This is a genomic window from Pseudomonas reinekei (assembly GCF_001945365.1).
Taxonomy (GTDB): domain Bacteria; phylum Pseudomonadota; class Gammaproteobacteria; order Pseudomonadales; family Pseudomonadaceae; genus Aquipseudomonas; species Aquipseudomonas reinekei.
This window is the reverse complement of record NZ_MSTQ01000005.1, coordinates 37,402-61,802: the sequence shown is the minus strand read 5'-3', so window position 1 is coordinate 61,802 and position 24,401 is coordinate 37,402. Positions and strand designations below refer to the sequence as shown.

Below are 24,401 nucleotides of genomic sequence, written 5' to 3'. Positions count from 1 at the left end.
TTCCTCTTACTCGGGCAGGGCGATCGGTCCGATCTCGTTGAACACATCTCCTGGACCCGGATTCTCGGCGTGAGTTGCACCGCCGAAGTGTTTCATGATCCCCCACACCGCGTTGAGCGAGGTCTGCACCGCGCCTTCAACCCAGGCTGGCGTCCACGAAACGTCGTCGCCAGCGATGAAGATTCCGCGCTGCTCGGCTGGCATGTCGTCCTGCATGAAGTGCGCGTACATGCGCTGGTTGTAGCGATAATGGCCGGGCAGGGCGCCTTTGAAGGCACCGAGGAAGTGCGGGTCGGCTTCCCACGAAACAGTGATCGGGTCGCCGATGATTCGTGCGGCGATGTCGACTTTCGGGTAGATCTTCTTCAACGCATCCAATGCCAGCTTCACGCGTTTTTCCACTGGGTGCGGAAGCATTTTCAGCGCGTCGCTCATCCACGAGTACGACAGGCAAATCACCCCCGGCTTGTCGTCGCCGTTGTCGAACAAGTAAGTGCCGCGGGTCAGGCGATCGGTGAGTGTCATGCTCATCAGGTCGCGGCCGGTTTCCGGGTCTTTGTCCTTCCAGAACGGGCGGTCAACCATCACGAAGGTTTTCGACGACTGCATGTAGCGGGTGCGGTCCAAAGCCATCCACATCTTTTGCGAGAACAGGGTTTCGTCGCATTCGATCTGGGTGGTCAGCAGCCAGCTCTGGCAGGTGGTCAGCACTGCGGCGTATTCGCGGGTGTCACCGTTGTTGTCGGTGACCGCAAAACGCCCGTCCGGCGCGTGGGCGATTTTCTTCACGCCGGAACGAGGCGCACCGCTGTGCAACGACTTCAGGCTAGTACCTTGCGGCCAGTGCACGCAGCGTTCCGGGACATGGCGCCAGATGCCCTGAGGCACTTGTTCCACGCCACCGACCACCAAGTGCTGGTGATCGTCGCAGTTGGTCATCACCACGCGGAAGATTTCCAGCATCGAGTTGGGGAAGTCCGAGTCCCAGCCACCGGTCCCGAATCCGACCTGGCCGAACACTTCGCGATGATGGAACGACAGCTTGGCGAAGGCTTCGGAGGTGGCAACGAAATCGTAGAAGGTGCGGTCGTCCCACAGCGGTACAAGGGTGTTCCACAGCTCTTTGAGGCGCGGTACGTCGCGGTCGCGGATGGCCTGCTGGATATCAGCGAATTGCGAGCCGGCTTCCAGGGCGTCGGCCCAGGCGTCGGCGACTTCCTGGAACAGTGCAGGAAGATCCGCCAGTTTCTGTGCGTAGTGAGTCTTGCCTTCCAGATCGATGACGGTGCTGCCGGAGGCCGGGGTCAAGGGGTTGGGGAAGGGTTTTGTTTCGAGGTTCAGCTTGTCGACATAGTGATAGAACGCGGTGGACGACACCGGAAAGCGCATGCCGCCGAGCTCGGCGACGATGCCGTCGGTGCCGTTGAAGGCCTGGGAGCGCAAGCGACCGCCCAACTTCGACGCCTCATAGACCACGGGCTTGAGGCCAAGCTTCATCAATTCGTAAGCGGCCACCAGTCCTGCGATACCGGCGCCGACAATCGCCACTTCGGCACCGTGATGGTGCTCGGGAATGCTGCCCAGGCCGGCCGGGTGTTCGATCCAGTCGTCGAAAGCGAAAGGAAAGTCCGGGCCGAAAATGGTGACTGGTTTTTTACCGTCTGCAGGATGGCGATTGTTCTTGTTCATGGCTGACCTTGCTGGCGACCCGACGCGGAATGCGCATCTGAGTATAGGAAAAGATGCCAGCCATTCTAGAGAGCACAGAACACGTTAATAAGACGCAAAGTGTCGTCGTTTTGCTAGATTGCTTATCAGTGTGACGATCGAGTTGCGCATTCTGCCCACGTTGGAGCGAGCGTGCTCGCAATAGCGGTCAGTTCAGACACCCAGGAACCTTGAATGGGAATGTCACACCGGCTGCCCCCGATCAATCTTGCTACTCAAGATGATCGACGTCGTGGTCTTCTCCACCCCATCCACACTGCCAATCTGATCCAGCAACTGATCCAGCTGCTCCGGCGAATCGGTGCGTAACCACGCCACATAATCGAACTCACCACTCACCGCACACAATTGTTGCACCTGCGCCATCGCGCTCAGCCGTCGCAACACTTCCTTGCCCGAGCGCGGCTGCACGGTAATCCCGACATACGCCTGCAACCCGCCATCCACCACGCGTTGCCCGAGACGCACGCCATAACCGGTAATCACCTTGGCCTTTTCCAGCCGCGCCAGGCGTGAGGTGACGGTGGTGCGGGCGATGCCCAATTGCCGGGCTAGCATGGCCACGCTCTCGCGGGCGTTGATTTGCAGGGCCGCGATCAACTGGCGATCGATTTCATCGAGAACGGGTGGGCGAGTGTCAGGCAAAGAAATGTCTCCAGCGGCATGAATCGATGCGCAAGCATGTTACAGGCAGTTAATGCACGACGCTTGCGAGTAAGGGCTGAGGCGTTTTGTCGGGCGAAAAAGTGTGCGTGGAAATCGGCTAGGATTGAGGCAGTCGAGGGCGCGAGGCGAAGGACATGACAACTAAGCTACCGACCGCAGTACGCGAACGCGCATTGCAGATCGCCCATCACGAAATGGGCCACTACGTCGTGGCCCGCGCCCTGGGTTTTGCCACGGGCGGCGTAACCCTGACGGTGACCATGGACTTGCGCCACCAGGGCGGGGCCTGCATTACGCTGGTGCGGCCAATTTCATCGCTGGGCGCCATGAAAGAACATCTCGAAGCCCGGATGATGGTGCTCCTGGCGGGCGCGATGGCGCAGACACTCCCATCAAAACCTTCAGCCCCGAAACGCGTCGACAAGCCCAAAGCCACAGCCATCCTCAAAGGCGAGCAGGGGGCGGAACAGGACTACGCAAAAATCAGGGAGCTGCAACATCTGCTGCGCAACATCGTCTATCCCGAAATCGACCCGGCGTCGTCTGAGCGAATAGCGGCGCAGCTAAAAGCCATGACGGATCGGGTGTGGGTTCGGACGCAAAAAATCATAGAGGATCAAGCCGAAACGATTGCCGGGTTGGCCGTGGCGTTGGTCGACGGCATGGCTATCGTCGAGCAGTGGGGGCGGCCGGCGGATACGTATGAAGTTGTGTTCACCGGGCCAATGCTGGAACGGATGCGGGCGGTGCGGGATATTCCTTTGGTGGGTGTTTGGGCTGACAGTGTCGAGGGGGCTGTTCAGCCCTGGAAATAACGAAGAGTCGAAGTGTTATTTGCTAGCAAGCATCGCGTCTTGCACCAGTAACAACAGTGCATCAGTCGCCGCTAGCAGCCCAGCCAGAAGGGTTTCGTCCACATCCATATAACCTTCGTACTCAGCCAGATTGAATTATTTGCCGCCGATTAGCCGGATAGCATTTGTGAACAACGTGGTGGGTTTACACAGCTATCTCCGCTGGATTACGGCCAATCAAATCAATTTTTTCCTGTTGTTCAACCCGCACGACAAAGCTGTTGCCGGCCGCTTTCTTGGCTTGCCAGTCGGCCAGTGTGTAGAGCGTTGGGTTAATGGTGCGGCCGAGTTGTTCTTCTACGGGTAACAGCCGTTCCATCAAGTCGCTGTAACTGAGATTTTCGCCGATCAACATCAGATCAATGTCACTGCCTGCATGCTCATTACCCTTGGCAATGGAGCCATAGATGAACGCCCATACAAACTGATCAGACACCGGAGACAGTGCCATACGCAGCTGCTCTGCTATGCCAAAAGTCTTACGCACGATCCCAAGTAGTTCCATATAGATGGGGCACTCAGGGTTGGCCTGGTAGTGGGTCTGATTACCCCGTCGACTCATTGTGAGAATGCCCGCGCCGTGCAAACGCTCCAGCTCACGCATCAGACTGCCCTTGCCGACCTGCGCCAAGCGGGATATTTCATTGGCATAGAAGCTCTGATTCGGTTTGCCATACAAAATGCCCAGCACTTTTTGCTGAGTAGCAGTGAACAGAGCATCGCTGAGCGGGATGGCGGGCATGGTCAATTCTATAAGTCCCAAAAAGGGAACGATAGGTCCCTTTTTGGGAATTTTCAACTCTGCCGTGATTATGTGTTTTTCGATGGGTTTGCTTCCTTTCCGGTTTGAACTGGGGCGCGTTCCAGCACCTTTGTCACATCATCAATCACGGCCTTGCTCATGGCCGTCAGGTAATGCGCCGCCCAGGCGTGGCGGTCGGTGTCTTTGGCGTAGGCGGCATCCATGGTCAACCCCTTGGCGAGGTACAACAGATCGGAAGCCTGAGCTAATGCATCAGCCAGTGGAACGCCCCGACTGACGTGGAACAGCGCCTGGTTCTTGCAGTAGATGAAGGGGGTGAAGCCGATGGTTTTTTGTTCTGAAGGTAAGGGCGGATTGGTTTCGGACATGATCTTGCTCCTAGGTTCGAGGAGCTGCCATTTCGTTACCACACGAAAGGGTGGCAGCTGTACGCAGGGTGGTAAACCGGGAACCGAGGAAACCGGCACGCCTTAAGGCGTCCCACGCACAGCCGCCATAACTCAAGATCACAGACGTAAAACGGCTGCATTCATGCTGAAGGCACAGTTGCGCTGGTTTCTCCGGGTTACCACACCCGATCGCTGAATGGTCAGCGACGTCCAGAGACTATCCCGTCAAACAAAAGCGCAACAAGGCGGCAAAGTGCCCAAATGGAAGATTCAGAGTTTGCCTACAAGGTCCTACGGCGTCATCCGATAAAGCGAGACCTTAAGTAAACAAAACCAAACCCCAGACACGAAAAAGCCGCGCATTGCGCGGCTTTCATGTTTGGTGGGCCCACACGGACTTGAACCGTGGACCAAAGGATTATGAGTCCTCTGCTCTAACCAACTGAGCTATAGGCCCTCAGTAGGTCGCGGATTATAGCGACGGTTTCGCGGCTGTGCTATCCGAAAAATCCAATACGGTCGTACGAAGAAACGTCGCGGCAAATTCGTCGGGGGGTAGGGGCAGGCTGACGATGTAGCCCTGGATTTGTTCACAGCCCTCGGTGGCGAGGAATTGCTGTTGTGCCTGGGTCTCGACCCCTTCGGCGATCACGGTAAATTGCATGCTGCGTCCGAGGGCGATGATGGCGCGCACGATCGCTGCATCGTGGGGATCGTCGGGCAAGCCACGGACGAAGGATTGGTCGATTTTGAGGATGTCCAGCGGCAAGCGTTTGAGGTAGCTCAGTGACGAGTAGCCCGTGCCGAAGTCGTCGATGGCCAGTTGCACGCCCAGGTGCTTGAGTTGGTGCAGCACAGCCAACGCTTCTTCCGCCTGGCTCATGATGAAGTTTTCGGTGATCTCCAGTTGCAGCAGGTCGGGTTCGAGGCGGTAGTCCTTGAGCAGTTGTTCGATGCGCCCGAGCAGGTTCGGCTGGCGCAGTTGTGCGCCGGCGAGGTTGACCGACAGGGGGCCAAGGCCTTCGTAGGATTTGTTCCACTCGTGCATTTGCCGGCAGGCGGTCTCCAGCACCCAGTCGCCGATCTGCAGGATCATGCCGTTTTCTTCGGCCAGGGAGATGAAGTGCTCCGGTGGCACGTCGCCAAAGGTCGGGTGGCGCCAGCGGATCAGGGCTTCGGCGCCGACCAGTCGATAGTCGTCGAGGCTGATCTTTGGCTGGTAGTAGAGGTGCAGTTCGTTGCGTTCGATGGCGCGGCGCAGTTCGTGTTCAAGGGCGACGCGTTCGCTGGCCTGGGCGGTGAGGTCGCGGGTGTAGCTCTCGACCCGGTTGCGGCCCTTGGCCTTGGAGCGATACATCGCCGCGTCAGCGTTCTTGATCAGCGTGGCCACGTCGCAGCCGTCTTGTGGATAAAGGCTGGTGCCGATGCTGGCGCTGATGAAGAACTCGTGCTCACCGGCCTGGAACGGCGCGGCGAAGCAATTGAGCAACTTGGTGGCAATGTTGTCGGCATCGCTGGGTTGCTGCAGGCCCGGCAGCAGGATGATGAATTCGTCGCCGCCCAGGCGCGCCACGGTGTCGATATCGCGCAACTGTTCCTTCAGGCGAACCGCAATGCCCTTGAGCAGCAGGTCGCCGACCGGGTGGCCAAGGCTGTCGTTGATGTGTTTGAAACGGTCGAGGTCGAGGAACAGCACGGCGCCTTGGCCGCCATTTTCCTTCTGGGTATTGAGCGCGGTCAGCAGGCGGCTTTCGAACAGCGTTCGGTTGGGCAGGCCGGTCAGCGGGTCGTGGTGGGCCTGGTAGTCGAGCTTGGCCTGGGCGTGTTTGAGGCTGGAAATATCGGCGAACACCGCCACGAAGTGCGTGATGAATTTGTCGCGGTTGCGCACGGCGCTGATGGTCAGCCAGCTCGGGTAGAGCTCACCGTTTTTGCGCCGGTTGGAAATCTCTCCTTGCCAGTGACCTTCGGCGGTCAATTGGTGCCACATCGCGGCGTAAAACGCGCTGTCATGCAGGCCCGAGGCAAGCAGGCGCGGGGTGTGACCCAATGCTTCGCTTTCGCTGTAACCGGTGATCTCGGTAAACGCCCGGTTGACCGCGCTGATGTGCTGTTGGGTGTCGGTGATCAACACGCCTTCGGCCGTGCTCTCGAATACGGTCGCGGCCTGTTGCAGTTTCTCCTGCATCAGGTGGCGCTCGGTGATGTCGCGGGCGATGGTCAGCATGCAGTCCTCGTCACCGATCGGCAGCGGGCGGCTGGACACTTCACAGAGGCGGATCTGCCCGTCGCTGCGGCGGATATGGCAACTGAAGTCGCGGACGAAACCGTCGCGGTGCAGCAGGTCGAGCATCTGTTTGCGTTCGTTGAGGTTGACCCAGATCCCGAGATCCAGGGCCGAGCGATCCACCGACATCGCGCTGTTGAACCCGGTGATGCGGCTGAAACCTTCGTTGACCTCAATCAGCAGGCCGTCGCTCTGGCGCGACAGCAACAAACCGTCCGGAGAGGCGTGGAACGCCTTGGCGAATTTCTCTTCGGACGTTTGCAGTTGCTGTTGGGTTTCCTTGAGTTGGGTGATGTCGCGTACGACCACCACCAGCGCCGGGGTTGTATCAAGGTCGAACGGCTCGGCGGAGATCAGGCCGGTAAACACCTGGCCATTGCTGCGGCGAAAGGGCATTTCCAGGTTGCGGATGCTGCCGGCCTGCAAGCGCTGGAGCAAACCCGGGCCCACGCCGGGAATGCCCCAGATGTTGAGATTGGTGGCGGTCTGGCCAATGACGTCTTCGGCACGCAAGCCGATCTGCTCTTCGAAGGCTTCGTTGACCTCCAGCAGGCAGCCATCGGACAGCCGCGCGATCACCAGAATGTCCGGGCATTGCTGGAACACCGAAGCAAACTTTTGCTCCGACAGCCGCAGCGCTTCTTCGGTGCGCTTGGCCTCACTGATGTCGATCATCAGCCCGCGCATCACCGGCTCATGACCGTGTTCAATCAAACTGACAATGTCACGTACCCACAGGCAGCGCCCATCGGCCGTGATCACTCGGTAATCGAGGCTGTGATCGCGTCCGGCCAACACTTCATGGTCGCAAAAACTTTGTGCGCGGGTGAGGTCGGCGGGGTGAATGATGTTGCGCCAGAAACCCGGGATCAGCCAATGGGACAGGGGATAGCCCAGCAGATCTTCGGCGTGGGGCGACACATAGCTGTAGGTGAAGTCGCTCATCCGCGCTTCCCAGGCGATGGCCGACAAGCTCTCCACCAAGCCGCGATAGTGATATTCGCTGCTGCGCAGTTCCTGTTCCAGGTCCACCCGTCGGGCAATTTCCGAACTCAGTCTGCGGTTGATCCGGATCACCACAGCCAGCACGGTGATCAGTAACAACAAGCCCGGCAGGCCATAGAGCAGCAGGTCGGACCAAAACGTGCGGTGGTCGAGAACGTTGCCAACCCATTGCTCCTGGATGCTGTTGATTTCGGCGGGGGTCATGTCGGCCAGGACTTTGTCGAGAATGCCGACCAGCATTTTGTTGTCTCGCGGTACGCCCATGGCCAGTTGGTAGCGATAGGGCGTCTCGCCACTGACGTAGAGCCCGTCGAGCTTCAGTTGGCGCAGGCTCCAGACGCTGGAGGCAAGATCGCCCACGACGGCGTCCACTTCATCGGTGGCCAGCGCCTGCAGGGCCGAGCTGACATTGGGCATGGCCACCAGGTTCAGGTCGGGATGGTGAGTGCGCAACAGCTCGTGGGGCGCATAGTTTTCTACCACGGCGATTTTCAGGCCATACAGATCGTTGAGCCTGCGTGGTTGAGCGCCGCCGACGTGAGCCAGGATGACAATCGGAAAGTCCAGGTAGGGCCGGGTAAACGACAGGAAAGCCTGGCGTTCCGGGGTCGACATGATGCCCGGCAACAGATCGAGTTGGCCTTGCCTGGCCTGCTCCAGTACAGCGGTCCAACTGACCGGTTCGATAGGCGTCAGTTTGACCGCCAGTCGCTGGCGGATCACGTTGATATAGTCTGCCGCGAGGCCCTGATAGCGTCCCTCATCGTCGCGAAACTCAAAGGGCGGCCAAGACGCATCGACACCCAGGCGCAAGTCCGGGTGGTCCGCAAGCCAGCTGCGTTCTTCGTCGGTAAGAGTCAGCGCGCCAGCCGTTGCGGTCCAGGTCATCAGCGACAGTAAAAAAAGCACGGTCGACAGTCTGGGCATAACGGTCTCGTTATGGCTCGGGGAATGTTTCGAGTGTAGACGGGCTACGGGGGGGAGGGGGGAGGTGCGGCGATATTAATCTGCCATAAAACAAAACCCCCGGCCTGGGCCGGGGGGTTTGTGATCACTCGTCGAGGAAGGAGCGCAAATGCTCGCTTCTCGTCGGGTGGCGCAACTTGCGTAGTGCCTTGGCTTCGATCTGACGAATCCGTTCACGGGTCACGTCGAACTGCTTACCAACCTCCTCGAGGGTGTGGTCGGTATTCATGTCGATACCGAAGCGCATGCGCAGTACCTTGGCTTCACGGGCAGTGAGGCCGGACAGCACTTCGCGAGTCGCTTCTTTAAGGCTCTCAACGGTAGCAACATCGATTGGCGACTGCATGGTCGAGTCTTCGATGAAGTCACCCAGATGGGAGTCTTCGTCATCACCGATCGGGGTTTCCATGGAGATCGGCTCTTTAGCGATCTTCAATACCTTGCGGATCTTGTCCTCAGGCATTTCCATGCGTTCGCCCAGCTCTTCCGGGGTCGGTTCGCGACCCATTTCCTGCAACATCTGCCGGGAAATACGGTTGAGCTTGTTGATCGTCTCGATCATGTGCACCGGAATACGAATGGTGCGGGCCTGGTCGGCGATCGAGCGAGTGATCGCCTGACGGATCCACCAGGTGGCATAAGTCGAGAATTTATAGCCGCGGCGGTATTCGAACTTGTCCACCGCTTTCATCAAACCAATGTTGCCTTCCTGGATCAGGTCGAGGAATTGCAAGCCACGGTTGGTGTACTTCTTGGCGATGGAGATCACCAGACGCAAGTTCGCTTCAACCATCTCTTTCTTCGCGCGACGGGCCTTGGCCTCGCCGATCGACATGCGACGGTTGATGTCCTTGATCTCGGCGATGGTCAGACCGGTTTCGGTCTCCAGCGCGGTCAGCTTCTGCTGGCAACGAATGATGTCCGGCTGCAGGCGACCAATGGCTTCAGCGTATTTGCTTTTGCCTTTGGCCAGTGCGTCGGTCCAGCTTTCGTCGACTTCGTTGCCCGGGAACTGGCGCAGGAAATCGGCACGTGGCATGCGAGCATCACGTACGCAGAGCTGCATGATTGCACGCTCTTGCTGACGCAGACGGTCCAGGGCACTGCGAACACGCTCGACCAGGCCTTCGAATTGCTTCGGCACCAGTTTGATCGGCATGAACAGCTCAGCCAGCGCCAACAGTTCGGCGATTGCCGCCTTGTTGTTGCGACCGTGCTTTTTCAGGGCCTTGCGGGTGATTTCCATCTGATCGGCAACCGCGCCAAAACGCTGTGCGGCGATGACCGGATCCGGACCGCTTTCGGCTTCTTCTTCGTCATCCGAAGCTTCGGCGTCATCGTCGTCGGTATCGTCGTCCGCTTTCACGGCTTTCGGATCGATCGGCGGCGGCACTTCGGCGGCAGGCGGCGCAATGCCGTCGTCCGGGTCGATGTAACCGCTCAGGACGTCAGACAGGCGACCCCCTTCGGAGGTGACGCGGGTGTACTCGGAGAGGATATGGTCAACCGTGCCGGGGAAGTGCGCGATTGCGCTCATCACTTCACGGATGCCCTCTTCAATACGCTTGGCGATTTCAATTTCGCCTTCACGAGTGAGGAGCTCTACCGTACCCATTTCACGCATGTACATGCGCACCGGGTCGGTAGTGCGACCAATGTCGGTCTCCACCGCTGCCAACGCAGCAGCTGCCTCTTCGGCCGCGGCTTCGTCGGTATCGGCGTCGGCCAGCATAAGGGAATCCTTATCTGGCGCAACCTCGAATACGTTGATCCCCATGTCGTTGATCATGCGGATGATGTCTTCCACCTGTTCCGGATCTGAAATATCCTCCGGCAGGTGGTCGTTGACCTCCGCGTAAGTCAGGTAGCCCTGCTCACGACCCAGTGTGATCAACTCTTTGATACGAGACTGCTGTTGCGCTTTTCCGGACATAACACCCTATCCACTGAAGGTCTTGGCGGGCAAAAAACAAGCCGAGGATTATACCTGAGCTATGACCTCACGCGCCAGTTGAGGTCGGGTTTGGTACAGCCATATTGCGTTTTAATAGGTCGCGCATCTGATTTGCGATCTGATTTGCTTCCTCGGCAGTCAATCCTGGCTGCTTCGCTTTCCTGATGAGTTCTTCCAGGCTATCGGTGTGCTGACCCGCTGATAACCTAGTAATGGTGTCTAAAAACTGTTGTTCAAGGTTGTCGCCCTGAATCAGCCATTCCTTTTCCGCCAGGGCCTTGAGCAAGCGTCCCTGTTCGGTGCCGTGCCAACGGGCCATGAGCTGAATTGAGTTTAGCTTAGGATTTTTCTGCACCGCTTCGATGAGGGCTACCAGCAACTGTGCGTAGGTATTGCTCTCATTGGCGAAATGGTTGGCGGTTTCCACCTTGCCAGCCAGCTGCGGATGATGAATGAGCGTGCGTAGAGCAATCAGCGTAGGCGCTTCGACAGCAATCGGTTTGCGCGGAGGTTGATCGCGATCGCCGCCCCGTTTGCCGTTCTTGTCCCACGGTTTTTTGTCCCATTTCTTGCCGCCGGCGCCGGGTTTCTTTGGCGTCCATTCCTGTTGCGGCACATACATTTCTTGCGATTGCGGCTGATGATAGTCGCTGAAATCGGGCATCGCGTCGTAATCGAAGCCGGGGTCGTATGCCGGTGGCGCTTCCTGGGGGGGGCTTTGAGCCAGCTGGCTTACCGCTTCGCCGCTCAGGCCGGTGATCTCACTCAGACGCTGACGCATCAGGATGCGCAGGTTGGCGCCAGGCACTTTGTCGATCAGCGGCGCCGCGAGGGTGGCCATGTGGGCCTTGCCTTCGAGCGAGCGTGGGTCCGATTCTTCAGTCAGTTGCTGGAAGAAATAGTCGGCCAGTGGTTGTGCGTGCTGGTTGATGCGTGCGCGGAAGGCATCGGTGCCTTCGGAGCGGATCAGGGTGTCCGGGTCTTCGCCTTCGGGCAGGAACAGAAAGCGCGCGCGGCGGCCGTCCTGCAGGCTCGACAAGGTGGCTTCCAGTGCACGCCAGGCGGCATTGCGGCCGGCCTGGTCACCGTCGAAGCAAAACAGCACGTTGGGCACGACGCGAAACAGACGCTTCATGTGCTCTTCGCTGGTGGCGGTACCCAGCGTCGCGACGGCATTGCGCAGGCCTTGCTGGGCCAGGGCAATGACGTCCATGTAGCCTTCGACGACGATGATTTCGTCGAGGTTGCGGTTGTTCTTGCGCGCCTCATACAGGCCGTAGAGTTCCTGGCCTTTATGGAACACCGGGGTTTCCGGGGAGTTCAGGTATTTCGGCTTGTCATCGCCCAGGACCCGGCCACCAAAAGCAATGATGCGCCCGCGGCTGTCGCGTATCGGAAACATCACGCGGTCGCGGAAGCGATCATAGCGTTTGCCGGTTTCGGCGTTCTCGATCAGCAGGCCGGCATCGATCATGACTTTTTGTTGCAGGGTATCGCTGCTCAGGTGTTTGAGCAGGTTGTCCCAGCCCGGTGGAGCAAAGCCCAGGCCGAAGTCGCGGGCGATTTCGCCGGTCAGGCCGCGGCCTTTCAAATAATCCACGGCAGCTTTGCGCGATGGATGGCTTTTCAGGGCCTGGCGATAAAAGTCGGCGGCGGCGGTGAGCAGCGCATACAGCGGCGAATCGGTCGGTTGCCGCGGCTTGTGCGGGCGGCCGCTTTCTTCGCGGGGGATTTCCATGCCGGCGGCTTTGGCCAGTTCTTCGACGGCCTGGACGAAATCCAGGTTGTCGTGGTCCATGATGAAGCCGAGGGCATTGCCACCAGCGCCGCAGCCGAAGCAGTAATAGAACTGCTTGTCGGGGCTGACGCTGAAGGACGGTGTTTTTTCTTTGTGGAACGGGCAGCAGGCGGTGTGGTTCTTGCCGGCTTTTTTCAGTTGCAGGCGCGAGCTGACCACATCGACGATGTCGGTGCGGTTCAGAAGGTCGTCAATGAAGCTCTGGGGAATTAGCCCGGCCATGGCGTTCTCGTCATCTGCGCTTGAAGGTGCCCGAAACGAAGGGCGGCCAAACGCGGGTCATTGTTTGAGGCGCGCAGGGTATGCGGCTCGACCAGTGTCGTCTGCGTAATCGCTATCGGGAAGTGTATCTGCCGAAAATCCACTGACGTTAATGCTCATCAGTCATCGACTAGTTGAAAGTGTTGCGCTGAATCCGGCTTCGACCCGTTACAGGTCTCGGATAGCTCATCGTTTGGCATGCGTGTGATGCCTTGGGCTGATCGTCGTGAGAGGAATCAGTGAGTGTGCTCGTCAGTAGCCTTGAAAGGCTCGTCAGAAAAGACGTGCACCGCTGGCAAAAAAGCCAGGTCTGACGTGTTGAAGCAGATTTGTCTCGGTCGCATCTGCGGCTTCGACGGTGAAGCATCAAGCGTTTTACGCAAATGCCATTAGCCCGGCTGAGGGCCGGGCTTGGCAGAAGCTTGCTACGATCGTCTGTGTATTAGTACAGACGAACGGCGCGGCGCTGTTCGCGCTGAACTTTCTTGGCGTGACGCTTAACAGCGGCTGCTGCTTTGCGCTTACGCTCAGAAGTTGGCTTCTCGTAAAATTCGCGGCTACGAACTTCAGCCAGTACACCGGCTTTTTCGCAGGAGCGCTTGAAACGACGCAGAGCTACGTCGAAGGGTTCGTTCTCTTTTACTTTGACGGCTGGCATCCAGAGCTACCTTCATTCATTACCGGGGTCAACATCCTCGCGGCAAAAGAGCACTTGAAGACGTCGGTTTTTAAGGGTTGCGGATGTTAACCCCTCATCGCTCGGAATGCAAAGCCTCTGATCGAAAACCGCTGGTCGGGGCATCACGCGGCGACTATTATGCGCGCCTTCGAATTCAGCCTAAACAAGGCGCAAACCCATGCTAGTACTGGGATTAGAAACCTCCTGCGACGAAACCGGTGTCGCATTGTATGACAGTGAACGCGGTCTGCTGGCCGACGCACTGTTCAGTCAGATCGACCTGCACCGCGCCTATGGCGGCGTGGTGCCGGAGCTGGCTTCGCGTGACCACGTCAAACGCATGCTGCCCTTGATTCGTCAGGTGTTGGCGCAAGCCGACTGCGTGCCGACCGAGATCGACGCCATCGCTTATACCGCGGGTCCTGGCCTGGTCGGAGCATTGCTGGTGGGTGCTTCTTGCGCTCAGGCGCTGGCCTTTGCCTGGGGCATTCCGGCGCTGGGCGTGCACCACATGGAAGGCCATTTGCTGGCGCCGATGCTGGAGTCGCAGCCGCCGGAATTTCCGTTCGTCGCTTTATTGGTGTCGGGTGGGCATACGCAGCTGGTTCAGGTCGACGGAATCGGTCGGTACACGCTGTTGGGCGAGACACTGGACGACGCCGCCGGTGAAGCCTTCGACAAAACCGCGAAGATGATGGGCCTGAATTATCCGGGCGGGCCGGAGATTGCTCGCCTGGCAGAGCAGGGCGTTGCAGGACGTTTCCTCTTCCCGCGTCCTATGTGCGACCGCCCGGGCCTGGATTTCAGCTTCAGTGGCTTGAAAACCTTCGCGTTGAACACCTGGCAGCAATGCGTCAGCGCCGGGGACGACGGTGAGCAAGCCCGTTGCGACATCGCGCTGGCGTTCCAGCAGGCCGTGGTGGAGACTTTGACCATCAAGTGCAAGCGGGCTTTGAAAGCAGCGGGCATGAAGCGTCTGGTGATCGCAGGGGGCGTCAGTGCCAACAAGGCTCTACGCGCTTCTTTGGAAAAAATGCTCGGGGACATGAAGGGTGATGTGTTTTACGCCCGTCCTGAGTTCTGCACCGATAATGGCGCAATGATCGCGTTTGCCGGGTGCCAGCGCTTGCAGGCGGGTCAGCAGGAAAGCCTGGCCATCAGCGTGCAGGCTCGTTGGCCCATGGAGCAGTTGACGGCGTTGTGATGAGTGGCGTTCATCTACGGCCACTAAAAATGCCGTTCGCGCCCCGCAAACAGGTCGCGTAGATTGCCGCGATGGCGCCAGACGATCAGGCCCGTGAGTGCGCTCATCGGCAGCAATGCCGCCGGCTCCTGCCACGCCAGTAGCGGCAGGGTCAACGGCGTAGCGATCAGTGCAGCCAGCGAGCTGGTACGGGTCAGGTAGAACGTCAGCAGCCAGGCGCAGACCGCCAGCAGTGCGGCGGGTGGATACAGGCCCAGCAACATTCCGGCAGCGGTGGCGACGCCCTTGCCACCGCGAAAGCGGAAGTACAGCGGGAACAGGTGGCCGATGACGGCGCAGACGCCGATCCAGGCCTGATCCTGCAGCGAAAGACCCGCAACCCCGGCAATCAGCACGGGCAGCAGGCCTTTGAAGAGATCGCCGAGCAAGGTCAGGATGGCGAGTTTTTTGCCGGCCAGGCGCAACATGTTGGTCGCGCCGGCATTGCCGGAGCCACTCATTCGCGGATCGGGGTTACCGGTCAGGCGGCTGAGCAAAATGGCGAAGGACAGAGAGCCGAGCAGGTAGGCGAGGATCGCCAATAACCAAAACATGCTAACTATTCCGGGCGAGGACGCCCTGATTCTAACGGCGCATTGCGCCCTTGTCGTGTAGCGGAGAAAAGTGCTTGGACAGAGTGTTTATCGAGGGCCTGGAAGTCGATACCGTGATTGGTGCCTACGACTGGGAGCGGGGCATCCGGCAGTGCTTGCGTCTGGATCTGAGCTTCGCCTGGGACAATCGCCCTGCCGCCGCCGGTGATGACCTGACCCTGGCGCTCGATTACGCGAGTGTTTCATCGCGCATTCAGGCGTTTGCCGAGCAGGCGCAGTTCCAGTTGGTTGAAACGTTCGCCGAGCGTTTGGTTGAAGTGCTGATGAGCGAATTCAAGATCACCTGGATGCGCCTCAAGCTGACCAAGCCGGGTGCCGTTCCTGCCGCTACCGGTGGCGTGGGTGTGGAGATCGAGCGCGGATGTCGCTAACCCAGGTGTATCTCGGGCTCGGTAGCAATATCGAGCGCGAAGCCCATTTGCAGGCCGGCCTGGACGCCTTGGCGGGTTTTCTGGTGGATATTCGTTGCTCGGCGGTTTTCGAAAGTCAGCCGGTCGGGATCAAGAGCGGGCCATTCTTCAATTTTGTGGTCTCGGCGTATACCGATCTGCCCTTGACGGAGCTGGATCGCCGCTTGAAGTTTATTGAGGCGGATAACGGTCGTTATGCACCTGATCGCCGAGGATTGCCGCTGGATATCGATGTTTTGTTGTTCGGTGATCTGGTGGGCAATTTCGATGGCTTGATCTTGCCGCGGGCAGAAATTCTGAAAAATGCTTTTGTATTGTGGCCGTTATCTTTGATTGCGCCGGATCGGGTGCATCCGGGTGTAGGCAAAAGTTTTGCGACGCTGTGGGATGAGGCGCAAATTGATCAGGTGTTGGCGCCAGTGGCTTTTGAGTGGCGCGGCATTCAACTGACACCTTCAGATTTGTTGTGACATTTATGCCGCCATCCCGGGCAAGCCCGCTCCCCCAGGTACGATGTAATCCATGTGGGTGCGGGCGCGGGCGCGTCGGTCAGCTGGACGCAGTCTCTTTGTAGGTTTTCAACGCCTTGAGCCGCTCACGCTTGATCGCCTCACCCAACTCCGGGCCCTTGAATCCCTTTTCCAACAAAGGCTGAACCGCCACGCCGCGAGCCGCTTTTGCCGCGCCGCGCAGGTAATCCGCCTGTGGGTAACTTCTCTCTTGCAGTCCTTTGCGGCCACGGGCATCCATCTCGCACGCCGCGATGAACTCCTCGAAGCGCTGCGGTCGACGGTAAACGTCAAAGCTCTGCAACAGCTCCAGCAAGGTCGAGGGTTTCAGCTCCAGGGCACGATGCCCATGGGTGTGATACTCGCCCACCAGCAGCGCCAGTTCCTGACAATCCCTCGGCGCCTTGAAGCGTTCGTTCACCGCTTTGATCAGCTTCAGCCCCTTGAACTCGTGGGCAATGTGCCGTGGCCATTCATCTTCCGGCGTCAGCCCTTTGCCCAGGTCGTGCAGCAGGCAGGCCCAGCGGACAGTCAGCGGTTGTTTGTGCTTCGCTGCTTGCTCCAGCACGCTCAGGGTATGCACACCCGTATCGATTTCCGGGTGATGGGCCTGCGGTTGCGGTACGCCGAACAGAGCATCGATTTCCGGCATCAGCTCCTTGAGCGCGCCGCATGCTCGCAGCACTTCAATGAATACCTGGGGCTGGTCTTCCATCAATGCGCGGGAAATCTCTTTCCAGCTGCGCTCCGCCGTCAGTGCTTGCAGTTCACCTGATTCGCTGAGCTGGCGCATAAGCTCCAGCGTTTCGGGGGCAACGGTAAAGCCGAGCCCGGCATAACGCGCGGCGAACCGGGCCACGCGCAGTACCCTGAGCGGATCTTCGGCAAATGCGGGGGACACGTGGCGAAGAATGCGCGCCTCGAGGTCGCGCTGACCGTGGTAGGGGTCGGTCAGGTTTTGCTGGTCGTCCTCGGCGATGGCATTGATCGTCAGGTCGCGACGGATCAAGTCTTCTTCGAGGGTCACTTCTGGGCTGGCGTGGAACGTGAATCCGCCGTAACCGCGGCCACTTTTGCGTTCGGTCCGGGCGAGGGCGTATTCCTCACCGGATTTTGGATGCAGGAACACCGGGAAATCCGCGCCGACTGGACGAAAGCCCTTGGCGAGCATCTCTTCGGTCGTGGCGCCGACCACCACGCGGTCGATGTCTGTGACGGGAATGCCCAGCAGGCGATCGCGTACTGCACCGCCAACTTTATAGATCCGCATAAAAAACCTCCGTTAGCTCGACAGGATAACCGTTGCGTCGGGCTTTCGGAGGCCGAAACAGAATCAAAGATGAATGACGGCCAGGTCCAGTCGGCCGTAATCAGCTTCGCTGTGCTCGCTTCTGGGTGGAACATGGTGGGTTTTCATCACTTGGTCCCCTTGCAGCGTTTCCAGGTGAATGTCGAAGCCCCAGAGGCGGTGCAGGTGTTTGAGCACTTCCTCGGTGGACTCTCCCAGCGGCTTGCGGTCGTGTTGCTGGTGGCGCAGGGTCAGCGAGCGGTCGCCGCGGCGGTCGATGCTGTAGATCTGCACGTTGGGTTCGCGGTTGCCCAGGTTGTACTGGGCGGCGAGGGTTTCACGAATGGTGCGATAGCCGCCCTCGTCATGAATTGCCGGGACCAGCAGATCGTCTTTCTGGTCGTCATCGAGAATGCTGAACAGCTTCAGATCACGAATCACCTTGGGTGACAGGTACTGCAGGATGAAGCTCTCATCCTTGAAGCTGCTCATGGCGAACTTGATGGCAGCCAGCCAGTCGGTGCCGGCAATGTCCGGGAACCAGCGGTAATCCTCTTCGGTAGGTTCTTCGCACATGCGACGGATGTCGCGGTACATGGCAAAGCCCAAGGCGTAGGGGTTGATGCCGCTGTAGTAAGGGCTGTCGAAGCCTGGCTGAAACACCACGCTGGTGTGGGACGTCAGGAATTCCATCATGAAGCCGTCGGTGACCAGGCCTTCGTCGTACAGGTCGTTCATCAGGGTGTAGTGCCAGAACGTGGCCCAGCCTTCGTTCATCACCTGGGTCTGGCGCTGTGGGTAAAAATACTGGGCGATCTTGCGCACGATGCGCACGATTTCCCGCTGCCAAGGCTCCAGCAGCGGCGCGTGTTTCTCAATGAAGTACAGGATGTTTTCCTGCGGTTCGGCGGGGAAGCGTGCGTTGTCCTTGTCGCTGTACTTGTCCGCGCCTTTGGGAATGGTGCGCCACAGATCGTTGATCTGTTTCTGCAAGTGTTCCTCACGGTCCTTTTGCCGACGGCGTTCTTCTTCGGCGGAAATCGGATAAGGGCGTTTGTAGCGATCGACGCCGTAGTTCATCAGGGCGTGGCAGGAGTCGAGCAGGTCCTCCACCGCGTCGATGCCATGGCGTTCTTCGCATTGCATGATGTATTGCTTGGCGAACACCAGGTAATCGATGATCGAACTGGCGTCAGTCCAGGTGCGGAACAGGTAGTTGCCTTTGAAAAAGCTGTTATGTCCGTAGCAGGCGTGTGCCACGACCAAGGCCTGCATGCAGATGGTGTTTTCTTCCATCAGGTAAGCGATGCAGGGGTCGGAGTTAATCACGATTTCGTAGGCCAACCCCATCTGGCCTCGAGAGTAGGATTTTTCGGTGCTGAGGAAGTGTTTGCCGTAGGACCAGTGGTGATAACCCAGCGGCATACCGACGGAGGCGTAGGCGTCCATCATCTGTTCGGCGGTGATCACTTCGATCTGGTTAGGGTAAGTGTCGAGGGCGTACCTTGCCGCAATACGGCTGATTTCGCGGTCGTAGGCCTGGATCAGCTCGAACGTCCATTCCGAGCCGGTGGAAATGGGTTGGCGCTTCTGCTCTTTGGCGGTCATGTCACTAACCTGCGCTGGAAGAGTTCACGGAAGACCGGATAGATATCCCCGGCCGAGACCAGTTGTTGCTGGGCAAAAGTGTCAGAAAAGGCTTCGGCGATGCGTTCGTACTCGAACCACAGGGCCTGATGTTCGCGGGGGGTGATCTCAACGTAAGTGTAGTACTGCACGAACGGCATGATCTGGTTGATCAGGATGTCGCGGCAGATCGGCGAGTCGTCGTTCCAGTTGTCGCCATCGGAAGCCTGGGCCGCGTAGATGTTCCATTCGTTGCTCGGATAGCGCTCGGCCATGATCTCCTGCATCAGCTTCAGGGCGCTGGAGACGATGGTGCCGCCGGTTTCGCGGGAGTAGAAAAACTCTTCCTCATCCACTTCGCGGGCACTGGTGTGGTGGCGAATGAACACGACGTCGATCTTGTCGTAGTTACGCTTGAGAAACAGGTACAGCAGGATAAAGAAGCGCTTGGCGATGTCCTTGGTCGCCTGGGTCATTGAGCCGGATACGTCCATCAGGCAGAACATCACAGCCTTGGAGCTGGGGTTGGGTTGCTTGATGAGCAGGTTGTATTTGAGGTCAAAGGTGTCGAGGAACGGCACGCGATGAATGCGCGCGCTGAGTTTTTCGATTTCCGCTTCGAGTTCCTGAATATCGCCGAAGTTATCCGGTTCTTCCTGCTTTAATCGCAGGAGTTCTTCCTTGGCTTCGCGCAGTTTTGCGCGGCTGCTGCCGGATAGGGCGATACGCCGGGCATGGGCTGAGCGCAGGGTGCGGATGATGTTGATCCGCGACGGGTTGCCCTCGTTGCTGATCCCGGCACGTACGGTCTTGAAGGTGTCGGTGCCGGTCAGGTTGCGTTTGACCAGGTTGGGCAGCTCCAGATCCTCGAACATGAATTCGAGGAACTCCTCCTGGGTGATCTGGAAGACGAATTCGTCCATCCCTTCACCCGAGTTGCCGGCCTTGCCGGGGCCTCTACCGCCGCCTCCCGGTGGACGCGCAATGTGCTCGCCGCTGGTGAATTCCTTGTTGCCAGGGTGCACGACGGTTTGTTTGCCACCGCGACCATGGTGAAGCACCGGCTCGTCGATATCGCGACCAGGAATGCTGATTTGCTCGCCGTGCTCCATATCGGTAATGGAGCGCCGACTGACCGCCTCTTCGACAGCCTTTTTGATGTGATCACGGTAACGCCGCAGAAACCGCTGACGGTTCACCGTGCTCTTGTTCTTGCCATTGAGACGTCGGTCGATCACATAGCTCATGACTGCTCCTTAGAAGCTGTCCTGAAAGGGGCGAGCGCTCAAGCAGCAGCGAACCGGGTGCCGAGGGACATACACGCTCCCCCAAGCGCCGAGGATACTGCCTGAATCTCGCTACCGACTTTCGAACACCTTCCAGAGGCCTGTGTAGCAGAAAAAGCGCACACAGGTCTCTGGCTGACGACAACCGGTCTGGCCGGCAGCGGGTTATTGTGATTTTCTGACCCGCAGATACCACTCGGACAGCAGTCGTACCTGTTTGTCGGTGTAACCCCGCTCGACCATCCGTGTAACGAAGTCGTTGTGCTTCTGCTGGTCTTCTTTGCTGGCCTTGGCATTGAAGCTGATGACCGGCAGCAGGTCCTCGGTGTTGGAGAACATTTTCTTCTCGATGACCACCCGCAGTTTTTCGTAGCTGAGCCAGGTTGGATTCTTGCCGTTGTTGTTGGCCCGGGCACGCAGTACGAAGTTGACGATTTCGTTGCGGAAATCCTTCGGATTGCTGATGCCGGCCGGTTTTTCGATTTTTTCCAGCTCTTCGTTCAATGCCACGCGGTTGAGGATTTCGCCGGTTTCCGGATCGCGGTATTCCTGGTCCTGAATCCAGAAGTCGGCGTACAGCACGTAGCGGTCGAAGATGTTCTGGCCGTACTCGCTGTAAGACTCGAGGTACGCGGTCTGGATCTCCTTGCCGATGAATTCGATATAGCGCGGTGCCAGGTATTCCTTGAGGAAGCGCAGATAGCGTTCGCGGGTCTCGGCCTGGAATTGTTCCTGCTCGATCTGCTGTTCCAGCACGTAGAGCAGATGCACCGGGTTGGCGGCGATTTCGTGGGGATCGAAGTTGAAGACCTTGGACAGGATCTTGAACGCGAAACGGGTCGACAGACCATTCATGCCCTCGTCGACGCCCGCGTTGTCGCGGTATTCCTGGATCGATTTGGCTTTCGGATCGGTGTCCTTGAGGTTTTCGCCGTCATACACCCGCATCTTCGAGTAGATGTTGGAGTTTTCCGGCTCCTTCAGGCGCGAAAGAACAGTGAACTGGGCCAGCATCTTCAAGGTGTCGGGCGCGCAATGGGCCTTGGCCAGCGAGCTGTTGAACAGCAGCTTGTCGTAGATCTTCACTTCGTCGCTGACCCGCAGGCAGTACGGCACTTTGACGATGTAGATCCGGTCGATGAAGGCTTCGTTGTTCTTGTTGTTGCGGAAGGTGTGCCATTCCGATTCGTTGGAGTGCGCGAGCAGGATCCCGGTGAACGGAATCGCGCCAAGACCTTCGGTACTGTTGTAGTTGCCTTCCTGAGTGGCGGTCAACAGTGGGTGCAGCACCTTGATCGGTGCCTTGAACATTTCGACGAATTCCATCAGGCCCTGGTTGGCCCGGCACAGTGCGCCCGAGTAGCTGTAGGCGTCGGCGTCGTTCTGCGGGAATTCTTCCAGTTTGCGGATATCGACCTTGCCCACCAGTGCCGAGATGTCCTGGTTGTTTTCATCTCCCGGCTCGGTTTTGGCCACGGCGATCTGGTTGAGGATCGACGGGTACAGTTTCACCACGCGGAACTGGCTGATGTCGCCGCCGAATTCGGCCAGGCGTTTAGTCGCCCATGGCGACATGATGGTGTTGAGGTAGCGCCGTGGAATCCCGAAGTCCTCTTCGAGAATGGCGCCATCTTCAGTGGAGTTGAACAGCCCCAGCGGCGATTCGAAAACCGGCGAGCCCTTGATGGCGTAGAAGGGCACTTTTTCAATCAGTTGCTTGAGCTTCTCGGCCAGGGACGATTTACCGCCGCCAACAGGGCCGAGCAGATAAAGGATTTGTTTCTTCTCTTCCAGGCCTTGGGCGGCATGGCGGAAATACGACACAATCTGGTCGATGCATTCTTCCATCCCGTGGAAGTCTTCAAAGGCCGGATAGCGGCGGATCACCTTGTTGGAGAAGATTCGCGACAGCCTCGAGTTGGTCGAGGTGTCGAGCAGCTCCGGTTCACCGATAGCCAGGAGCAGACGCTCGGCGGCGGAAACGTAGGCGCTACGGTCCTTTTTGCACAGTTCGAGATACTCTTGCAGCGAGAGTTCTTCCTGGCGTGTGGACTCGAAACGTTGTTGGAAGTGGCTAAAGATACTCATGACGTCACCTCGCTCGATACGTGGAGCCGACGCCGGATCACTCAGTCGATGCTGGCAGCAACCGAACAGGCAGTCGCTGTTTACCCCCCAGAAACCTTTCGAAGCTGACGGCTCCGAAAGCTACTCCCGATGATCCGCGCGCCGGTGTACCGGCTCTCCCCTGTTTTGGATGGCCTGCGCTTAAGGATAGTTGGGAATTCAGGAGGTAAAGGAGAGATACGTAATTAGTTGTGGCAGACCGTTCGTCTGCCACCGCGCGAGCCCACGGAAGCCGCGGGCTTGCGTGTTACAAAAAAATTATTCGGAAGTGCCTTGCGCCGTTTCCGAAGGATAAGTCGTACGCCACAGCTCAAAACCGCCATCCATGCTGTAGACGTCGGAGAAGCCCTGACTGATCAGGTAGGCAGCAGCGCCCTGACTGGAATTACCGTGGTAGCAGACCACCACAGTCGGCGCATCAAGGTCGGCGCCCTGAATGAAGGCGTGCAGTGAGTGGTTGTCCAGATGCTTCGAGCCGCTGATGTGCAGCGCCGCAAAGGTCGCAGGGTCACGGACATCGACCACCACCGCGCCTTGTTCACGCAGGGCTTGGGCCTGTTCCGGGGGAATACGTTTGAATTCGCTCATGGCGGGTTCCTGTGTCTCGGCTGTAAGCGCAGTCTAACGCGGGGCGCTGACTGACGATGGTTCGGAAAGGGATGGGGCGACTGGTGGCGCAGCGAGATGGCCATGGTCGTCGCATTTGCAGGACAGGCGTTCAAGGCTGTCGACATTCATCAGTGTCAAGGCGCCGCCCCAGACACAGCCTGTGTCGAGGGCGAAGATGCCCGCGGCGTCGACGTTGCCTTCCAGCGCCGCCCAGTGGCCGAAGATGATCTTCAGGTCCCGGGTCTTGCGTTCCTTGTGCTGGAACCAGGGTTTGTAACCTGCCGGTGCCGAATCGAGGCCTTCCTTGCTCTTGAGGTCGAGTTTGCCTTCGGGCGTACAGAAGCGCATCCGCGTGAAATAGTTAGTGATCACCCTCAGGCGCGTCACGCCCTTGAGGTCGCTGTCCCATTTCGCCGGATCGTTGCCATACATGCCATCAAGGTACGGCAGTAACAGGTTATCGTCCCGCAGCGCGGTTTCGACTTCGGCGGCGTACTTCAGGGCCTTGCGCAGCGACCACTGCGGCGGGATCCCCGCGTGCACCAGCGCCACGTTCCGTTGTTCGTCGTAATGCATGAGCTTTTGCTGGCGCAACCAGTCCAGCAACTCGGCGCAATCCGGTGCCTCGATGATTTCGCGCAGGGTGTCGCCTTTTTTCAGGCGCTCGATGTTTTGCCCGGCGGCCAGCAGGTGCAGGTCGTGGTTGCCGAGTACGCACACCAGCGATTCACGGATGCTATAGAGGAAGCGCAACGTTTCGAGCGATTGCGGGCCACGGTTGACCAGGTCGCCGACCAGCCACAAGCGATCCTTGGCCGGGTCGAACGCCACCTGCTTGAGCAGGCACTGCAGCGCTTCAAGGCAGCCTTGCAGGTCGCCGACGGCATACGTTGCCATCAGTGCAACGACCCCGGTACGGCAAGGCGGAACGGCGCAATGATCGCATCGAAGTGTTTACCGTCGTCGGCAATCATCTGATACGTGCCCTGCATGGTGCCGACCTTGGTGGTCATGACCGTGCCACTGCTGTAGGTGTGGCTTTGGCCTGCGTCGATCAATGGCTGTTGGCCGACCACGCCGGCGCCACGAATCTCTTCCACGTGCCCGTCACCATCGGTGATCACCCAGTGCCGTGACAACAGCTTGGCGGGTAACTCGCCGTTGTTTTGTACGGTAATGGTGTACGCGAAGGCAAAGCGGTCATGTTCGGGTTGCGATTGTTCTGCCAGATAACGGGTGACGACGCTGACGTCGACCTGATAACGAGGATCGGACATGCAAGAGGCCTTAAAAACGAAGCGGGACGCGGGGCTTAACTGATGGAGTTCAGTCTAGGCCA

At 58.6% G+C, this 24,401-nt stretch carries 20 protein-coding genes and 1 tRNA gene; 4 read left to right on the top strand and 17 right to left on the bottom strand.

Annotation, left to right across the window (positions count from 1 at the left end; translation table 11 throughout):
• Positions 1-6 precede the first annotated feature (6 nt).
• Together BVK86_RS09365 and BVK86_RS09360 are read right to left on the bottom strand one after the other, a co-directional pair.
• Positions 7-1,689, bottom strand: a complete 1,683-nt coding sequence (locus BVK86_RS09365; RefSeq protein ID WP_075946171.1) for a flavin monoamine oxidase family protein — start codon at positions 1,687-1,689, stop codon at positions 7-9.
• A gap of 222 nt (positions 1,690-1,911) precedes the next feature.
• Positions 1,912-2,373 carry an Lrp/AsnC family transcriptional regulator gene (locus BVK86_RS09360; protein WP_007980298.1) on the bottom strand — a complete coding sequence of 154 codons (462 nt, stop codon included), beginning with the start codon at positions 2,371-2,373 and terminating at the stop codon, positions 1,912-1,914.
• A gap of 155 nt (positions 2,374-2,528) precedes the next feature.
• On the opposite strand from BVK86_RS09360, the gene BVK86_RS09355 reads away from it, so the two are divergent.
• Positions 2,529-3,209, top strand: a complete 681-nt coding sequence (locus BVK86_RS09355; RefSeq protein WP_075946170.1) for a zinc metalloprotease — start codon at positions 2,529-2,531, stop codon at positions 3,207-3,209.
• Positions 3,210-3,393: 184 nt separating this feature from the next.
• Here BVK86_RS09355 and BVK86_RS09350 read toward each other — a convergent pair whose 3' ends face one another.
• The 7 genes from BVK86_RS09350 to rpsU form a co-directional block, all read right to left on the bottom strand.
• Positions 3,394-3,990: a nucleotidyltransferase domain-containing protein gene (locus BVK86_RS09350; protein WP_075946169.1), complete on the bottom strand. Its 597-nt coding sequence runs from the start codon at positions 3,988-3,990 to the stop codon at positions 3,394-3,396.
• Between the two features lie 68 nt (positions 3,991-4,058).
• Positions 4,059-4,379, bottom strand: a complete 321-nt coding sequence (locus BVK86_RS09345; RefSeq protein ID WP_075946168.1) for a DUF3077 domain-containing protein — start codon at positions 4,377-4,379, stop codon at positions 4,059-4,061.
• 401 nt (positions 4,380-4,780) lie between these two features.
• Positions 4,781-4,857 (bottom strand) — tRNA-Ile (locus tag BVK86_RS09340).
• 15 nt (positions 4,858-4,872) lie between these two features.
• Positions 4,873-8,619, bottom strand: coding sequence for a bifunctional diguanylate cyclase/phosphodiesterase (locus tag BVK86_RS09335; protein ID WP_075946167.1), 3,747 nt, complete (start codon positions 8,617-8,619; stop codon positions 4,873-4,875).
• A gap of 124 nt (positions 8,620-8,743) precedes the next feature.
• Entirely contained in the window at positions 8,744-10,591 is a 1,848-nt protein-coding gene (gene rpoD, locus BVK86_RS09330; RefSeq protein WP_075946165.1) for an RNA polymerase sigma factor RpoD, read from the bottom strand.
• Positions 10,592-10,658: 67 nt separating this feature from the next.
• Positions 10,659-12,632, bottom strand: coding sequence for a DNA primase (gene dnaG, locus BVK86_RS09325; protein ID WP_075946164.1), 1,974 nt, complete (start codon positions 12,630-12,632; stop codon positions 10,659-10,661).
• Positions 12,633-13,113: 481 nt separating this feature from the next.
• Positions 13,114-13,329 carry a 30S ribosomal protein S21 gene (rpsU, locus tag BVK86_RS09320; RefSeq protein ID WP_002551877.1) on the bottom strand — a complete coding sequence of 72 codons (216 nt, stop codon included), beginning with the start codon at positions 13,327-13,329 and terminating at the stop codon, positions 13,114-13,116.
• Between the two features lie 199 nt (positions 13,330-13,528).
• On the opposite strand from rpsU, the gene tsaD reads away from it, so the two are divergent.
• The gene (gene tsaD, locus BVK86_RS09315) at positions 13,529-14,554 is read left to right on the top strand and encodes a tRNA (adenosine(37)-N6)-threonylcarbamoyltransferase complex transferase subunit TsaD (RefSeq protein ID WP_075946163.1); all 1,026 of its coding nucleotides are present in this window, start codon (positions 13,529-13,531) and stop codon (positions 14,552-14,554) included.
• 23 nt (positions 14,555-14,577) lie between these two features.
• Here the strand turns inward: tsaD and plsY are convergent, their stop codons facing one another.
• The gene (gene plsY, locus BVK86_RS09310; protein ID WP_075946162.1) at positions 14,578-15,147 is read right to left on the bottom strand and encodes a glycerol-3-phosphate 1-O-acyltransferase PlsY; all 570 of its coding nucleotides are present in this window, start codon (positions 15,145-15,147) and stop codon (positions 14,578-14,580) included.
• Between the two features lie 74 nt (positions 15,148-15,221).
• On the opposite strand from plsY, the gene folB reads away from it, so the two are divergent.
• Both folB and folK read left to right on the top strand, forming a co-directional pair.
• The gene (folB, locus tag BVK86_RS09305; protein WP_008051601.1) at positions 15,222-15,578 is read left to right on the top strand and encodes a dihydroneopterin aldolase; all 357 of its coding nucleotides are present in this window, start codon (positions 15,222-15,224) and stop codon (positions 15,576-15,578) included.
• Positions 15,569-16,087, top strand: coding sequence for a 2-amino-4-hydroxy-6-hydroxymethyldihydropteridine diphosphokinase (gene folK / locus BVK86_RS09300; RefSeq protein WP_075946161.1), 519 nt, complete (start codon positions 15,569-15,571; stop codon positions 16,085-16,087). Before folB ends, folK begins: the two co-directional genes overlap by 10 nt.
• Before the next feature lie 79 nt (positions 16,088-16,166).
• Here folK and BVK86_RS09295 read toward each other — a convergent pair whose 3' ends face one another.
• The 7 genes from BVK86_RS09295 to apaG form a co-directional block, all read right to left on the bottom strand.
• Positions 16,167-17,396, bottom strand: coding sequence for a multifunctional CCA addition/repair protein (locus tag BVK86_RS09295; RefSeq protein ID WP_075946160.1), 1,230 nt, complete (start codon positions 17,394-17,396; stop codon positions 16,167-16,169).
• 63 nt (positions 17,397-17,459) lie between these two features.
• Complete coding sequence (locus tag BVK86_RS09290; protein WP_075946159.1) at positions 17,460-19,022, bottom strand: SpoVR family protein; 1,563 nt, start codon at positions 19,020-19,022, stop codon at positions 17,460-17,462.
• Positions 19,019-20,287, bottom strand: a complete 1,269-nt coding sequence (locus tag BVK86_RS09285) for a YeaH/YhbH family protein (RefSeq protein WP_075946158.1) — start codon at positions 20,285-20,287, stop codon at positions 19,019-19,021. The genes BVK86_RS09290 and BVK86_RS09285 overlap by 4 nt, the downstream gene beginning before the upstream one ends.
• 204 nt (positions 20,288-20,491) lie before the next feature.
• Entirely contained in the window at positions 20,492-22,414 is a 1,923-nt protein-coding gene (locus BVK86_RS09280) for a PrkA family serine protein kinase (protein ID WP_053162938.1), read from the bottom strand.
• 297 nt (positions 22,415-22,711) lie between these two features.
• Positions 22,712-23,041 carry a thiosulfate sulfurtransferase GlpE gene (gene glpE, locus BVK86_RS09275; RefSeq protein ID WP_008027054.1) on the bottom strand — a complete coding sequence of 110 codons (330 nt, stop codon included), beginning with the start codon at positions 23,039-23,041 and terminating at the stop codon, positions 22,712-22,714.
• A gap of 33 nt (positions 23,042-23,074) precedes the next feature.
• Positions 23,075-23,959: a symmetrical bis(5'-nucleosyl)-tetraphosphatase gene (locus BVK86_RS09270; protein WP_075946157.1), complete on the bottom strand. Its 885-nt coding sequence runs from the start codon at positions 23,957-23,959 to the stop codon at positions 23,075-23,077.
• Positions 23,959-24,339 (bottom strand): Co2+/Mg2+ efflux protein ApaG, encoded by a 381-nt coding sequence (apaG, locus tag BVK86_RS09265; protein WP_075946156.1) that lies wholly within the window; start codon positions 24,337-24,339, stop codon positions 23,959-23,961. Before apaG ends, BVK86_RS09270 begins: the two co-directional genes overlap by 1 nt.
• Positions 24,340-24,401: the final 62 nt, after the last annotated feature.

Bases quoted from the DNA above. Each gene is read 5' to 3' on its own strand.
- BVK86_RS09365 (WP_075946171.1), bottom strand. From the start codon at position 1,689: ATGAACAAGAACAATCGCCATCCTGCAGACGGTAAAAAACCAGTCACC.
- BVK86_RS09345 (WP_075946168.1), bottom strand. From the start codon at position 4,379: ATGTCCGAAACCAATCCGCCCTTACCTTCAGAACAAAAAACCATCGGC.
- BVK86_RS09280 (WP_053162938.1), bottom strand. From the start codon at position 22,414: ATGAGTATCTTTAGCCACTTCCAACAACGTTTCGAGTCCACACGCCAG.
- BVK86_RS09355 (WP_075946170.1), top strand. From the start codon at position 2,529: ATGACAACTAAGCTACCGACCGCAGTACGCGAACGCGCATTGCAGATC.
- plsY (WP_075946162.1), bottom strand. From the start codon at position 15,147: ATGTTTTGGTTATTGGCGATCCTCGCCTACCTGCTCGGCTCTCTGTCC.
- BVK86_RS09285 (WP_075946158.1), bottom strand. From the start codon at position 20,287: ATGAGCTATGTGATCGACCGACGTCTCAATGGCAAGAACAAGAGCACG.
- rpoD (WP_075946165.1), bottom strand. From the start codon at position 10,591: ATGTCCGGAAAAGCGCAACAGCAGTCTCGTATCAAAGAGTTGATCACA.
- BVK86_RS09290 (WP_075946159.1), bottom strand. From the start codon at position 19,022: ATGACCGCCAAAGAGCAGAAGCGCCAACCCATTTCCACCGGCTCGGAA.
- rpsU (WP_002551877.1), bottom strand. From the start codon at position 13,329: ATGCCAGCCGTCAAAGTAAAAGAGAACGAACCCTTCGACGTAGCTCTG.
- BVK86_RS09295 (WP_075946160.1), bottom strand. From the start codon at position 17,396: ATGCGGATCTATAAAGTTGGCGGTGCAGTACGCGATCGCCTGCTGGGC.
- BVK86_RS09335 (WP_075946167.1), bottom strand. From the start codon at position 8,619: ATGCCCAGACTGTCGACCGTGCTTTTTTTACTGTCGCTGATGACCTGG.
- apaG (WP_075946156.1), bottom strand. From the start codon at position 24,339: ATGTCCGATCCTCGTTATCAGGTCGACGTCAGCGTCGTCACCCGTTAT.
- folK (WP_075946161.1), top strand. From the start codon at position 15,569: ATGTCGCTAACCCAGGTGTATCTCGGGCTCGGTAGCAATATCGAGCGC.
- dnaG (WP_075946164.1), bottom strand. From the start codon at position 12,632: ATGGCCGGGCTAATTCCCCAGAGCTTCATTGACGACCTTCTGAACCGC.
- BVK86_RS09270 (WP_075946157.1), bottom strand. From the start codon at position 23,959: ATGGCAACGTATGCCGTCGGCGACCTGCAAGGCTGCCTTGAAGCGCTG.
- tsaD (WP_075946163.1), top strand. From the start codon at position 13,529: ATGCTAGTACTGGGATTAGAAACCTCCTGCGACGAAACCGGTGTCGCA.
- glpE (WP_008027054.1), bottom strand. From the start codon at position 23,041: ATGAGCGAATTCAAACGTATTCCCCCGGAACAGGCCCAAGCCCTGCGT.
- BVK86_RS09350 (WP_075946169.1), bottom strand. From the start codon at position 3,990: ATGCCCGCCATCCCGCTCAGCGATGCTCTGTTCACTGCTACTCAGCAA.